Origin of the sequence: Flavobacterium aestivum, from assembly GCF_026870175.2 — a bacterium.
Classification (GTDB): Bacteria; Bacteroidota; Bacteroidia; order Flavobacteriales; family Flavobacteriaceae; genus Flavobacterium; species Flavobacterium aestivum.
The window spans coordinates 3,830,505-3,845,550 of the sequence record NZ_CP113977.2; the positions used below are offsets into that span (position 1 = coordinate 3,830,505).

At 30.5% G+C, this 15,046-nt stretch carries 8 protein-coding genes; all 8 read right to left on the bottom strand.

Annotated features, from left to right (window positions below; all coding sequences use genetic code 11):
* Positions 1-34: 34 nt before the first annotated feature.
* Complete coding sequence (locus OZP08_RS16305; RefSeq protein ID WP_268847156.1) at positions 35-2,488, bottom strand: ABC transporter permease; 2,454 nt, start codon at positions 2,486-2,488, stop codon at positions 35-37.
* Positions 2,489-2,618: 130 nt separating this feature from the next.
* The gene (locus OZP08_RS16310; RefSeq protein WP_281322345.1) at positions 2,619-3,128 is read right to left on the bottom strand and encodes a UpxY family transcription antiterminator; all 510 of its coding nucleotides are present in this window, start codon (positions 3,126-3,128) and stop codon (positions 2,619-2,621) included.
* A 547-nt stretch (positions 3,129-3,675) separates the two neighbouring features.
* Positions 3,676-5,616: an alpha/beta fold hydrolase gene (locus tag OZP08_RS16315; RefSeq protein WP_281322346.1), complete on the bottom strand. Its 1,941-nt coding sequence runs from the start codon at positions 5,614-5,616 to the stop codon at positions 3,676-3,678.
* 29 nt (positions 5,617-5,645) lie between these two features.
* A complete protein-coding gene (locus OZP08_RS16320) occupies positions 5,646-6,278 on the bottom strand; it encodes a 4'-phosphopantetheinyl transferase family protein (RefSeq protein ID WP_281322347.1) in 633 nt (210 codons plus the stop codon).
* Between the two features lie 15 nt (positions 6,279-6,293).
* The gene (locus OZP08_RS16325) at positions 6,294-10,757 is read right to left on the bottom strand and encodes an amino acid adenylation domain-containing protein (protein ID WP_281322348.1); all 4,464 of its coding nucleotides are present in this window, start codon (positions 10,755-10,757) and stop codon (positions 6,294-6,296) included.
* 77 nt (positions 10,758-10,834) lie between these two features.
* Complete coding sequence (locus tag OZP08_RS16330) at positions 10,835-12,484, bottom strand: cyclic peptide export ABC transporter (protein ID WP_281322349.1); 1,650 nt, start codon at positions 12,482-12,484, stop codon at positions 10,835-10,837.
* The gene (locus tag OZP08_RS16335; protein WP_281322350.1) at positions 12,477-13,196 is read right to left on the bottom strand and encodes a thioesterase II family protein; all 720 of its coding nucleotides are present in this window, start codon (positions 13,194-13,196) and stop codon (positions 12,477-12,479) included. Before OZP08_RS16335 ends, OZP08_RS16330 begins: the two co-directional genes overlap by 8 nt.
* 12 nt (positions 13,197-13,208) lie before the next feature.
* The gene (locus OZP08_RS16340; RefSeq protein WP_281322351.1) at positions 13,209-15,011 is read right to left on the bottom strand and encodes an outer membrane beta-barrel family protein; all 1,803 of its coding nucleotides are present in this window, start codon (positions 15,009-15,011) and stop codon (positions 13,209-13,211) included.
* Between the last annotated feature and the right edge of the window lie 35 nt (positions 15,012-15,046).

Below are 15,046 nucleotides of genomic sequence, written 5' to 3' on the forward strand. Positions count from 1 at the left end.
GTCTAATTTGAAATGGATATGTTAGGAACAGCTATTAATCTTGCTTTATAGCTATTAGAGGATTGTTTTTATTGACCTTCCAAGATTGTGCTCCAATTATAATAAACGCAATAGAAATGACCATTAATGTCGCAAGTGCGAAGAACAAGAAATTTATTTCAATTCTTGTAGAATATCCTTGAAGCCATTGCTCTAATCCCCACCAGGAAAGCACCCAGGCAATAGTACTTGCAAATAATATAAGTTTCAAGAAGTCTTTGATTAGCAGCATCAATAAACTAAATACAGATGCTCCAAATACTTTTCGTATAGCAATTTCTTTTGCTTTCTGAAAACTTGTAAATAATGTTAATCCAAAAAGACCTAGACAAGTTATAAAGATTGCCAGTCCGGCAAAAACCGTAAATATTTCACCAAATTGCTGATCTACTTTGTATTGCTTATTAAAAAACTCATCTAAGAAAAAATATTCGAATGGACTTACCGGGAAATTTTCTTTGAATGATTTTTCTATTCTCTCAATAGATGCCGGAAGGTTTTTAGAAGAAACTTTGACAGCGTAATATTCTATACTCGAACCATCCTCTAATCTAAATACTATAGGGGTAAGCGTTTCTTTTAATGATTTTTGATTAAAATCTTTTATGACACCAATGATTTCATATTCAAACTCAGTTCCGGATCCGTTCGTATCTGTCAAAAATTCTCCAATAGCTTTTTCCGCACTCTCAAAACCTAATGCTTTTACTGCTGCTTCATTTATTAAGATCGGGGTATTTCCTGTTGGCATCTGATTTACGGAAATCATGCTACTGTCGAATTTTTTCCCTGCAACTATTCCTATTTTAAATTGATCTACGAATTCAGGACCTATCGCAAAAGTTGCATACAAATTATTCTTGTTTACAGCATTTTTTCGTTTGTACGGTCTTGTCCAATTAAGATCAATTCCTGGTATAGATGATGCCGACGTTACACTTTCGACTTCAGGATATCCTACTAAACTTGCCCTAAATGCTTGCATTTTTTGATAGAAATTACGTCCTCCCATTTGTGACTCAAAATTATTTGATGGGGCTGGTACAACTATGGTTCTTTCTAAATTGATTCCTATATCTTTTTTGCGCATGTATTCAAGCTGGTTGTAGATCGTAAATGTCCCTATAATTAAAGAGATGGAAATTATAAATTGAAAAAGAACTAAACATTTTCTCATAAAGATTCCGGATCCTCCTATTGGTAATTTCCCCTTAAGAATTTGTACCGGATTGTACGAAGACAGCAGATATGCAGGATATAAACTTGATAGAAAACTTCCTAATACTAGCAATGCGAATAATGGCAACCATATTTTATAATCCGTCCAGAAAAAGGTCGTTACCTTTATTCCTGTCAGTTCTTCAAACCCACTCCTGAAAAGTAATACTAAGATGATGGCTATAATGATTCCTATAAAACTTAGAATTAAAGATTCAAAAAAGAACTGCATAATAAGTGCTCCTTTCTGTGAACCAAATGTTCTGCGCAAGCCTACTTCTTTTGCCCTGTCCATTGACTTGATTGTAGATAAATTTATGTAGTTTACATACGCAATTATCAAGATTAATGATGCTATAACCAACATGAACCAAACAAATTTGCCATTTCCATTAACTGAAATTTCTTTAGTTAAATCAGAATATAAGTGTATCGTTTCTAAAGGTTGAAATGCAAATTGAATATTAGTGATACCATCTGAGTAATCGCCAAGATATTTGTTAGCATATCCTGGTAATTTTGAAGTTGAATTCTTCACATTTGTCTCAGGAAAAAACTTTACATAAGCATATTCATCAATAAAATGCCATGAACCAAGTTTATCTGCAGTTGTTATTAAGCAATTAAATTTAAGGTGCGAATTTGCAGGAACATCTTCAAGTATTGCACGGGTAACCAGTTCTAAGTTGGTTCCTTGGTTAAAATTTACAATTCTTACTGTTTTCCCAATAGGGTCTTCTTTTCCAAATAGTTTTTCTGCTAAGCTTTTAGTTAATAAAATAGAATTTGGCTGTTTTAAAGCTTTTTTGTCTCCTCTCAAAATAGGAAAGTCAAAGACATCTAAAAAGCTTTTATCAACAAAATACACCTCATTCTCTTTATACGATTTTACATCTCCAAAAGAACTTTCTACAGATACAATACAGTCTTGCTTACTTATACTTGTAGCTGCTTCAATTTCCGGAAAATATCGTTTAATGGTAGGTCCAACGGCTGAGAAATTCATAGCTGAGTTTTCAACTAACACATTATTCTCCGAACGACTTTGTGTTACACGATAAATTAAATCTGAATCTTTATGAAATACATCAAAATCAGACTCAAAAAATACATATTGCACTATAAATAAACAACTGGCAATCCCAATTCCTAAACCAGTTATATTAATTAAAGTAAAATATTTATTCTTTATTAAAGTTCTCCAAGCAAGTTTTAGATAGTTTTTCAGCATTTTTGAGATCTTTTAAAATGAGCAATTTAATTTTTGAATTGTAAAATATGATGGAATTCCTTTTTCATATTATTTTTTAGATCTAACTAAAATTTAGAGAATAAAAAACAATAGAAAATATTATGTATTACTAAGCTTGTAAGTAAACTGAAGGAATCGTAGCTATTATATTTTTCTGTAAGGAATCTATTCTAACAATGATTTTATTTGTATTACTTACATTTAAAACTTGACATTCTAATCCGTTTAATGCACCATATGAAATTGTCTTAAAGTCTCCAACTTTAAAATTTTCAGTAATGGTTTCAACTTCAGTGAGCTCATTGCTCTGTAACAAAAGCTCGATATTTTTTATTTCCTTATCGCTTACTTTAGCGTATTCCATACCAAAACGAATATACATGCACGCTCCATTAACCGAAAGAGTTTTGTAAAAATCCTGTGATGAATTAATCTTTACAAAAACATAAGACGGAAAAAGCAATTTCTGAAGCATTTTCCTTCTATCTGTACGCTTACTTAAAACTTGAATCGTTGGCAAAAAAGCCTTAATTGATAAATCATTAAGTACTTCGAATACTTTTTTTTCATGATGGCATTTAACATATAAAACATACCAACCAGGGGGAGTTGATTTCATAAATAATATTTAGGATTTTATATAGCTGCGCTGTTCTCGGTTACGAGAATTCTGTTCTAAAATACTGGTTTTGAAAAAACTAAAACGTATTAGAATCGGCGCTAAAATAGTAGTAGTATTCATATAAAAATTACGGACTTTTGAAATAAAAATTACGGACTTTTTTGAATACCAAGTAGATAGCATTAATAATACCCCAAATAACAATATCATTTATTGACCCGTTGGATGTAACTATTTAGATAGAAGCAAATCAATCAAAATAATCACAACTTATTTATTTTCAATACATTACAATACTAATTCAAATTACAGAAAGCGCTACTATCGGTATAAAGTACTCGTTTGTAGTCCTATTTAACCATATAAAAACCTGTAAACAAAATATTTACAGGTTTTTTGGTTTTTATAAGCCATAAAAACAAATAAAAGAAAAGTAAAAAAATATTGATTTCCTCTTTTTGAATCCATAAAAAAAGAGAGGATATCAGCTTTTTAACTGACTATCCTCTCTTTTTAATTTCCTAATGCTAAAACAAGCTTCTTTTTAAAGCAAAAATCCCCAATATTGAAAATAAACACCTACAACAATTAATGAGAATAGAATTGTCGAAATAACGCTTGCATTTGAAATAGACTTAATTTTTAGTGCAAAATAAATCGTTGATACTATAGTAAATACTATAAAGATCCATTGAACTATAAATAAATACCCAAACTGATTAGGCATCCCAAAAGCGAGTATATAAAAGTTGTCTTTTACTGTACTATTTATGGCCAAAATAAATCCAATAATAGTAAATAACCCCAACAGGGAAGTAAATACAATTAAACCCCTAATTAATTTATTAGCCTTAGTATCTTCTTTCCTTTTTATGAATAGATAAATAAACCCAAAAATTGAAATCAACAGAATGATGAAGGCAATTAGTAATGGTGCAAAAAATAAAAGATTAAAGCCATTTAAACTATTTGCAAAATTTGAAATCCCTCCACTTATTTTTACATCAGTAACAAAATTCACTTTATTCGCTGACTGGAATTCACTCACATCAGGGTTTTTCTCCGGATTACTGATAAATGCATCGATTACTTTAACCCCAATTTTTGAAAAACCAGGTGCATGCCCATAAACTGGAGCATTAACTAAAAATCCATTTTTAAATCTATCAACAGTTACTTTTCCGTTTGAAGCCGGAGTAATAGGATCAAATGCTCCTGAAAGCACTAACACAGGTGCAGTTATTGTTGACAGATTAGATAAATCATTCATCATCTTTGGTTCCTTAGCACTGCCTAAATTCCATTTGTCACAAACTAAAAAGTCTGATTTATAAAAAGATAATCCGCCTTTTAGTTTTTTGTAATTGATTGCATTCTTATCAAATTCTGAAATTGAATTATTGGGAATAGCCTCATTACAGCTCACACAATAATACTGTCCATAATCTAAACCTAATGCTCCTGAAAAAGCCGCTACCAGTGAACTCAAAGTGCTTTTATTGCTTTTATTGAATTCAGTGATTAATAAGGGCAATACTTCGATTAGTTTCTTTTGATACAATGATTGCTGAATAGCAATTTTAAAATCTTCAGCATTATAAGTAAACTCGCCACTAGGAATAATTTTCTTATCCACTTTTACTGTGATAGGCTTTTTTTCTAGTTTTTCTAATGTTGCATAATACGCATTCTCTAAATTGGGATATTGCTTATTACAATTTGGGTCATTTTCACAAGCGCTAAAAACTTTTTTAAGACTATTCATGTAATTTGTTGCATTCAAATCATAATACTTGGAAATATCTGAAATAGAAGAATCCAGAATTAATGACTTAACATCTTGAGGAAAATCATTTGCATAAACCTGAGCTGTATAAGTTCCGTATGAAACCCCATAAACATTCCATTTATCATATTTTAATGCCTTTTTTAAAGCATTTAAATCTTTGGCTATCGATTTGCTATTATATGCGTCTATGTCAATATCTCTGTTTAATAGATCTTGTTTACAAGCTACTGCTGCTATCGTTTTTTGCTGCTCATCCTGTGTAGCATTTTGGTTTTTTGCTAATATCTCCAGGAATTTCTTTCCTAAGTCTGGGCAAAATTTAGGTAACGAAAAACCTGTTCCTCTAACATCTGCCAAAATAATGTCACTATTATTCCTTAGTGGATGCTTAAGCCAACCCCATATTCCTTTAATCCCTCCTGCACCAGGACCTCCTTCAATATAAATTACCGGATTTGAATCTGTATTTTTTGAGGTTCTTTTTAAAATCGCTACTGCAATTTTTATTGTTTTACCATTTGGTTTATCCCAATTTTCCGGAACTATTAGATAACCCCATTCTATGTTCTCCTCATTGATAATTTTTTCTTCAGGAAAAAAACTACTTGCTTTTTCAAATTTTAAAACATTCGTTTGGGCAAACAAACTACTAGGCAACAGCCATAGCAATAAAAATAGTCTTAATAGATTTTTCATTTTATTTTGAATTAAATTATTTGTTTACATTATATTTTTTTAATAGAAATTTTATCAAAGTTTGCTTTCTGTGAAATATTACACTTATACTTTTCATCAATTTTTATTTCTTTTAAGTAGAACTTTTCTTCATCAATTTTGGTCATACTATCTCTAATTTCAAAGGATTTCAAAGGAATCGTTAATCCATGACCATGTGCCTTTATAACAGCTTCTTTTTGCGTCCAATAATTAAAAAAAGCATTGTTTTTGTTATTGGAACCAGTAATGTTATCCCATTCCATTTCTGTCATCTGCAATTTAAAATCATCCATTTCAACATCCGCTATAATTTCAATATCAATTCCTATTTCATTTTCAGTACTTAATGCACAAACAACTATTTCTCCTGAATGTGAAATATTGAACTGTATTAAATTATCTTCAAAATAGGGTTTGTTGTGTTTTGTGTATTTTATCTCTTTATCTGGAGGACAAAACAAACCAACTTCCTCAATTCCCTTTAATAATAATACCCGACCCAAAAGCGACAATTGTGCATCTTGCCATCTCCTAAATCGCATAACTTTATCTTGATAGTCCTTTGAAAAATTTAGCAAATAATTTTCCAATAAACTTTCATGATTTTCTTTCGACAAATAAGAATAATAGATGTAAATCAAAGCTATAGCTGTTTATTAGAAATTAAAATCAAAATCAAATGCTGCGCTTTTCTCAAATTCTAATTTAATATCAATTGAATCTAATGTCATTGATGGATTTTTTATTATTTCAGTCAAAAGATTACTGTACTTAATGGCAATAATCTGTATAGTTTCCTTCTCAAATAAATCACTATTGTAGTCTATGACTCCTTTCAATCTATTATCGCTTTCAAACAAATTAAATACTATAGGCATTCTACTGTATTTATTGTCAATAGGATAAGAGGTCAACTTCAAATCTTTTAATTCATTGATGCTTTCAAAAGTGAACTCCGGATTCTGATATACCAACATAATATCAAAAACAGATTGAGACACTTTATCAAACGGAACATTTTGATAATCATTAATCTCTAATAAATTACTTTGTGTACTTTTCAATACCTCAACAAAAGTTTGTTCTGGTTTTATTTGTGTTCTTAAAACTAGCGTCTTAACAAACATCCCGATTTGATTATTCAGCTCTGGAATATTTCTCCCTGAGTTTACGGCCCCTATACAAATATCATTGTGATTTGAGAATTTGTAGATTAATGCATTTAAAGATGCTACTAAAATGGTATAAAAAGTAACCTGATTCTCGATGCCTAATTTCTTTAAAGCTAAAGTGGTATCCGGTTCTAATTCAAAATGATGCTTGCCTCCTCTTTGTTGATTTTGCTTAGCGCTAAAATCCCTCTCAAATGAATCCTTTGGCTGATAATCTTGAAGATATTTTTTCCAAAATAACTCATTTTGAACGGCTTTTTCTTCCAATGTTTTATTATGCCATTCCGAATAATCCTTAAACTGAAATTTTAAAATATCTTCTTTTGGCTCATTCAGAGAAGTAGTTTCATTATAATTTTCAACAAATTCTTTGATGAAAATTTCTAATGATAAACCATCCATTATAATGTGGTGCGTACAGAAAAGCAATATGAATTGATTTTCCTCTACTTGAAGAAGTTGAACTCTCACTAATAAATCAGTTTCTAAATCAAATGCTGTATTATTTAACTGGTTTATAATTTCTTCAACCTTTTCATTTCCAACTTCATGAGTAGAAATTGAGAACCTTACATCTTCAGGTGAATTAATTTTTTGATAAGGTATTCCGTTTATTTCAATAAAATTGGTTCTTAAGATTTCATGCTTATTTATTGTTTTATTTATCGCTCTTGAAATTTTATCCAAATCCATAATCCCTTCTACACTGTAAGCAGCAAACATATTATAAGCTATTGAGCTATTTTTTTGTTGTGATGCCAGCCAAATATTGTATTGTGGTGGGGTTAAATCGTAAAAAACTTTAGATTCAGATAATGACATAGCAATTGATTGACTCGGAAGGAGTTTTTGCAAATGATTTGCCAGCAATTCTATTGTAGGATAATCAAAAATAGTTTTTAGAGAAATATCCAACGAAAGTTCATTGGTTATTAATCCAATCAATTTAACTGCATTTAATGAATGCCCTCCTAGAGCAAAAAAATTATCATTTACGCTTATTGCGTCTTTACTATTTAATACTTCTTTCCAATAATCAGAAAGTTTTTTCTCCAAATCTGAAATTGGCGCTTTAAAATCATCATAATTTGTTATTTGTTGAATAGTCCTTTGTGACAAAGATTTTCTATCTACTTTTTGGTTTGGAGTAAGAGGAAATTCTTCCAGAGGAATAATTGCATTCGGAATCATATAGTACGGAAGATTCATTTTTAATATTGTACTAATTTTTTCCGTATCGATTCCTTCTTCACTTTTTAAAACATAAGCCACCAAAAAAGCTTCTTGTTGATCTCCTTTTTTGGCTATTACAACTGAATCTTGAATTCCTTCAATCAGATTTAATTGCGACTCTATATCCCCTAGTTCAATTCGATATCCTCTAATCTTAACCTGATTGTCATTTCTGCCCAAAAACTCTATTTCTCCATCATCATTCCATTTCCCCACATCGCCAGTTTCGTATAGCAAACTAGTGGCATCAAACGGGTTTTCAATAAATCTTTCCTTTGTTAATGCCTCATTTTTATAATATCCTTTGGCTAATCCATCTCCTGAGATATAAATTGCTCCTGACGTTCCTACTGGCTTAGGACTTAAAAATTCATCCAGAATATAAAACTGTGTATTGTCTATTGGTTTTCCAATATTTGATGCGTCTTTGAAGTGCTCAATTCTTTTTACACTAGACCAAATAGTCGTTTCAGTTGGTCCATACATATTCCAAACTTCTAAGCTATGATTAACCAATTTTTCAGCCAATGCTTCACTTAACAAATCACCTCCACACAATACTTTTAATCGCTTATCTCCTTGCCAGCCTGCATTAAACAACATTTGATAAAAACTTGGTGTAGCCTGAATTATAGTTGGCTGTGTCTCCTCTATTTTTTGAATAATCAAATTTGGATCTGACAAAACATCCTGATTTGCGACATATAAAGTAGCTCCGGATATTAGCGGTGCAAAAAACTCTAATATTGAAATATCAAATGAATAAGTCGTTACCGAAAAAAATACATCATTGGTTTTAACTCCCGGTTTTTGTTGCATACTAGTCAAAAAATTAATCAATGATCCATGACCAATTTCGACACCTTTTGGGTTTCCTGTTGAACCTGATGTGTAAATTATATAGGCTGTATCTTTAGCAAGAACTACTTTTCTTGGGATTTCTTTAAATATATCTATTCCTTCCAGAATATCCTCCAACGATGCTACTCGTACATCATTTGTTGTATTCAGGAAATACTCTTTTTCATTTATAAGTATTTTACTTTTGCTATTCTCAATAATATACTTCAGTCTTTCTTCTGGAAATGTTGGATCTAACGGGATATAAGATCTTCCCGATTTTAATATTCCCAATAAAACAACTATAAGATTGGCAGATCGCCCTAATAAAACGGTAATAGGAGATTTATCATTTTTTCCATAAGTCGTTATTAAATATTCGGCTATTTGGTTCGATAATTTATTAAGCTCGGAATAAGAATATGATCTATAATCGTCTTTTATAGCTTCTTTTCCGGGAAAATTTTCAACTTGATCCCGAAATAAATCTAATATTGTTTTATCGTTTTGATTGTCAGTTTTGGTATTGTTGAATGTTACTAAAACTTGACGCTTCTCTTCTTCTGATAGATAAGTTAACTCCTTTAACTTTTTGTCCGGATGGGTTAAAATGCTCTTAAGTAGATTTTCAAAATGATGAACCACTTTTGTAATTCGTGAATCATTGAAATAGTTTAAATTGTAATCAAAGTCAATTTTCACATCCTCCAATTCATCAAATTCCCGAATATAAATAGCCAAAGCCACTCGCTCTGATTGATGCGTTAATGGAATCACCCGGGTTTGTGTGTTCGCAAAATCATTAGAGTAATTTTGTTTTTCATAAGAAAGCGTAATATTAAATATCCTTTCTTTTTCTTTAAATACCTGCAGTTCTTGGATTAGCTTCCCTAAAGGAAACCTTTGGTGACGGTAATCCTGTCTCAATTGATTTTTTATCTGGATAACTAAATCTTCGAAAGTAGCGTCAAAATCCAAAGGGATTCTTAAAGGTGATATTCCCATAAATAGCCCCACCGTTTTCTTATAGTCAGATTTGCTCCTATTTAGAACTGGTAGACCTATTGCAAAATCATTATTTTGATGTTTTCTGCCAAAATAGGTATATAAAACTGCTAAAATTAAATGAAAAGAGGAGCTTTTATATTCAGATGCTAACTGATTGATCTGATTGTATAATTCTCTTTTTATAATTAATTCTTTGCGACTACTTTTATTGATTTGTGATGAATCATTTACTCTTTCTGATAAAAATTCTTTTTCCAAAAAAGCTTCGGGTAGAGATTCAAACCGCTGTACCCAATACTTTTTATCTTCAAGAAATGACTGAGAGTTTTGATACTCATTATCATCAGTAATAAAATCCTTATAACTAAAAGGATAGACTGTTTTTACATCACCAAACTCATAGATTTCATTATAATTTTTAACCAATCTCTGGAACATCAATGAAGTCCCCCAACCATCTGTTATGATGTGATGGTATACAGAAAACAAATAATGAAAACTCTCATTTACTTTAACCAAAGTAAAAACATGCAAAAGATTTTCATCAAATAAATCAAAAGGTTTCATAAATTCCTTTTGCATATAGATGGTAGCTTCTTCTATAGGGTTCTCACAATCAGAAAAATCAACAAATCCCAATTCTGATTGATGCTCATCCAATAAATTGATTGTTATATCCTCTTGATTCTTTACAAGAATACTTCTATAGCTATCATGCTGATCTATAAGCGCTATGTATGCTTTCCTAAAAACTTCAGCATTTATTGCTCCTTTAATTTCAATTTTAGCTCCAATATTATATATAGGGTCTTTAGGGAATAATAATTGTTCAAAATAAACATCTTGTTGGGGTAGAGTAAGTTTCATAAAAAAGTTGTTCGTTAACTGTTATTCATTACAAAATTTATGGTTTAAGAAATTTTAGCCTTTGGCTATTTTATCTTTTAACTCACAACTTCACTATGCCATAAACTTTCTGTGTGCAAGATTTCGCCTTTTACTTTGAAATCCTTCACAATTTCTCCATAATCAAATTTTAGAATTCTATCTGCATGCTTAAAATAAGCATCATCATGCGTTACCGCAATAATGGTTTTACCCTCTTGCTTTAGCTTAGGCAGTAAGTTTTCATAAAAATATTTTCTGAAATGTGGATCTTGATCGGCCGCCCATTCATCTAATACCAGAATTGGCTTGTCTTCTAAAAGAGCAAAAATCAATGACATTCTCTTACTTTGCCCTTTAGAAAAAGGTCGTCTTGCCGAATCTTCTTTGTCATCTAGAATTACTTTGTCCAGTTCCATTATTTTTAACAATTCTTGATACTCCTTGTTTTGCTCTAATGTATAGTCATCATAATTACGAGAAAATATATGATTATCTGTAAAGACTGCTGATATTAGGTTTTGTGTAGTCGTTTTTTTCTTGTTGTATTTCTGTTCATTTAATATTATTTCGCCTCCCGAAGGTTGATACAAACCGGTTAAAATGTTGATAAAAGTACTTTTACCACTACCATTTCCTCCAATTATAAATATCATTTCCCCTTTTTCTATCGAAAGGTTTATAGGGCCTAGTGCAAATGTTTTCTCAGTAGCCTCATTTTCATATGCAAAATGGATATTATTAAATTTCAAAGAATTGAATGCTTCTATATTGGAATTTTGAATTTTAACAGTCGCATCTGTACTATCAAAATCCATTAAAAATTTCTTTATTCTATTATTGGCAACCGTCAATCTTGTATATACATTTTGCATATTAATCAAGTTGTTTATAGGTCCTGAAACAAATAATAAAATAACTACATAAGAGATAATATCTTCTCTTTTTAGCAGTCCTATCTCTGGTAATATAAATAAGATAGCTCCGATAACTAAATACAGCCCATACTGACTTATTAAATTGATGGATAAAAAAACATAGTTAATATTAAAGTCCAATATTTTGGCATTCTCTCTATTGGGTGACAAATGCTCATCCATTAATTTTTTTCTTCTTTGAGTACTTAACTTAAATCCTTTGAATCCCTTTATTACATCATCTACATATTTGTAATAATGCTCGTTATACTTTCTAAGATTGGCTACTTTTTGTGACATCGTATTTATCACAAAAAAATAGGTGAAAGCTATCAAAACGATCAAAGCAACAACTACCAAAGCTGATGAAACGGATAGCGTAAATAAATAGATCATACAGAGTAACAACATTAATAATGAATTGATGGAATGAGTTACAACTTCAGGAAAAATCGAGAATACCCTTAAATCTTCTATTGCTGTATAAAATCGCTGTGAGCCCAGTTTTTCTAGGGTAATCAACGGAGCTTTTAATATTTTATCAAATATTTTTTTTTCATTTTCATACAATGCTTCAAAAGAGTATTGATTGATTTTTTTTTGAAAAATAATATTCAATAAATAGGTATATATGACAGTTGATACAAATACAATTCCCATATAATCTGTTATGAAATCTTTCTTGCCAGAAATCACATTATTGATGATATAAACGATCCCGAAGCTAAAAATCGTGTTTGGTATTGCATAAAGCAAAAGATAAATGACATAGGAAAATTTTAGTTTAAACATAATAGTTGCTATTTTGGTTGGTTAATTGTTTTTTAAACTGATCTGCAAAAATTTTTGCTAATTCTGCAGCATGTTTGTAAATAAAAAAGTGATTTCCACTTAATATTTGATGTGTAAAAGAATTATGTGTGAAATTTTTCCAGTTTTCTATCACATTACTGTTTTCTTCCTCAGAACCCATTAATGCATATATCGGACTGTTTAGTTTTATCTCCTTTTCGGAAAAAAAATCTTTTTCTATACACTCAAAATCCGCTCTTATTATGGGCAAAAAATAATCAAGCAATTCTATATTATCCGTTATTTCAGTAGAGATACCTCCTAAATCCAGAAGTTCATTTTTAAAATTAAGATCGTCTAATTCATGATATAGAAAATCTTTACCTCTTTTTATACCTGGTCCTGCATTTCCTGAAACTATAAGTAATTCAGGACCATCTCCCATAATTTCCAGTTTTGCTGCTACAGAAAGCCCCAAAGTGGCTCCCATACTATGACCATAAATTATATAAGGCTCTCCGTTTCTTAAAGATTTAATCTGGCTGTAATAATCTTCAATGGCTTCTTCTTTATTTTTAATTAGTTTATCTCTGTGTCTTTTACCTCTTCCAGGTAATTCTAGCGGAATGAAATCAACATTTGTTATCTCTTTTTTGAGAAATTCAAATGAATAAACATTTCCTCCAGCAAAGTGTAATAAAAAAAGTTGCATATTTCTTACGTTTTATCTTGAATGATCAGTTGCATTTTCGGCAATTCTTTCTGCGTAATTTAATTTCTTGTTCCCAAATTTATAGGTCGCTGAAATTCTAAAAGCTCTTGGATCCTGATAGTTCCTAAATGTTTGGTACACATTATCAACTGTAGATACTTTGTTTTCAGTCATTGACTTTAAAATATCAGTAACATTAAGTTCTATTATAAAATCTTTATTGAGCAATAAAAATTTCATTCCAAAATCCAGTGCGCACTGTTCTTTAATCAAAGCCTCCTGACTAATATTTTTAGAACGATACCAAAAACTTAGGCTACTGGAAATATTTCTCGATGCATTGAAATAAACCTGATTGTTTACCATACCGTACCATCCCCAGACATCCAGATCATCTATAACCGGAACTAATGATTTATTGTACTTGTAAAATCCTTGTAATTGTACATTCGTTTCAATAGAATTATTGTATTTCAAGAGCGTATTACCTGTAAGCTGTAGTGTGTTTAAATCCATATAGCTGACCACTTTATGTGCTACAACATAATCTTCTGTAAAATTTGTCAAAGACCAAAAATTGTCTTTGGTATTCGAATATGTAAAACCCAAATCATATTTTGATCTAAAAGAATATCCCAGATTTAAATTTCTTGTTGTTGATGGCTTTAAAAATGGATTCCCTAAATAATTCTCGTAAGCATGATAAATCCCTAAAGAGGGGTTTATAAATCTATATAAAGGCCTGTTGAAATACTCGGAATAAGCAAAACTTATTTTGTTTTCTTTATCAATATTATACGTTGCATTTAGTGATGGAAATAATTTCAAGTATTTATCATCTATATCTTTATGAACTGTATCAGTAACATAACCGTTTATTAATGTATTTTCAAGTTTAAATCCAACCTGAAGATTCAATTTCCCAAAGCTCTTTTTGAAATCTGAAAATATAATTTGTCTGTTTTCAATGTATTTACAAATTGGTGATAAAGACAAATCCTGTACATAATCTGCATCATATTTTCTAAAGTGCCTTATGTCATAATCTGATTCAATGTATATCCATTTTCCCCCAACAGTAAATTCGAATAAACTCGTAGGAACGTGATACAAACCATTTAGGGTATATATATTCAGATCTGTACGTCCGTCATGATATACCGTATAATTACGATTGGGTATTCCTACACCATTTATATCATAATCCTGACCATACGTGTTTTGATTATAATCCCAAGGTCTTTGAAGCCAATCTGCTTCGATTGTTAAAAATTCATTACTCCTAAAGTCATGCCTTAACAGAGCATTCAAAGAATTCCGTTTAAGGTTCGAAATCAATCTCTTACTCCCTATATAATATTTATCCAGTTGGTTCGAAGTATTATAGATATCTATATTCGTTTTAGTGTCTAATATATTCTCATAGGTATCATTCATTGATGAGACATCTATTTTTGTCTTTTCAGAAATCTTATATTGTACATCAATAAAGGTCACAAAACTATTAAAGTCATAATCTGTTGTTCCTGTACCAATAAATGATAAATCAGGAAAAAAAGTACTCACATCATTTTCTCTAAAAAATTTTTCCCGCCCATAACTTATGCTCGAATTGACTTTCCATCTTCCTCGATTGTAGACTAGATTTATGCTATTGTTAAAACTTGGAAACTTATGCTGTTTATACGCTGACTTTATTGCACCACCAAAATATTCACCTGAATCTTCTGTCTGACTTGGTTCTTTTATAGAAATGCCTGTCTGTGAAAAACATAAAAACGGAATGAACAGCAAGCAAAATAATTTATATTTCATGTACAATTTGTATTTTTATTGATTATCCTTTGCAG

Excerpts from the sequence above, each read along its gene's own strand:
- OZP08_RS16340 (WP_281322351.1), bottom strand. The coding sequence starts at position 15,011 with ATGAAATATAAATTATTTTGCTTGCTGTTCATTCCGTTTTTATGTTTT.
- OZP08_RS16325 (WP_281322348.1), bottom strand. The coding sequence starts at position 10,757 with ATGAAACTTACTCTACCCCAACAAGATGTTTATTTTGAACAATTATTA.
- OZP08_RS16305 (WP_268847156.1), bottom strand. The coding sequence starts at position 2,488 with ATGCTGAAAAACTATCTAAAACTTGCTTGGAGAACTTTAATAAAGAAT.
- OZP08_RS16310 (WP_281322345.1), bottom strand. The coding sequence starts at position 3,128 with ATGAAATCAACTCCCCCTGGTTGGTATGTTTTATATGTTAAATGCCAT.
- OZP08_RS16315 (WP_281322346.1), bottom strand. The coding sequence starts at position 5,616 with ATGAAAAATCTATTAAGACTATTTTTATTGCTATGGCTGTTGCCTAGT.
- OZP08_RS16335 (WP_281322350.1), bottom strand. The coding sequence starts at position 13,196 with ATGCAACTTTTTTTATTACACTTTGCTGGAGGAAATGTTTATTCATTT.
- OZP08_RS16330 (WP_281322349.1), bottom strand. The coding sequence starts at position 12,484 with ATGTTTAAACTAAAATTTTCCTATGTCATTTATCTTTTGCTTTATGCA.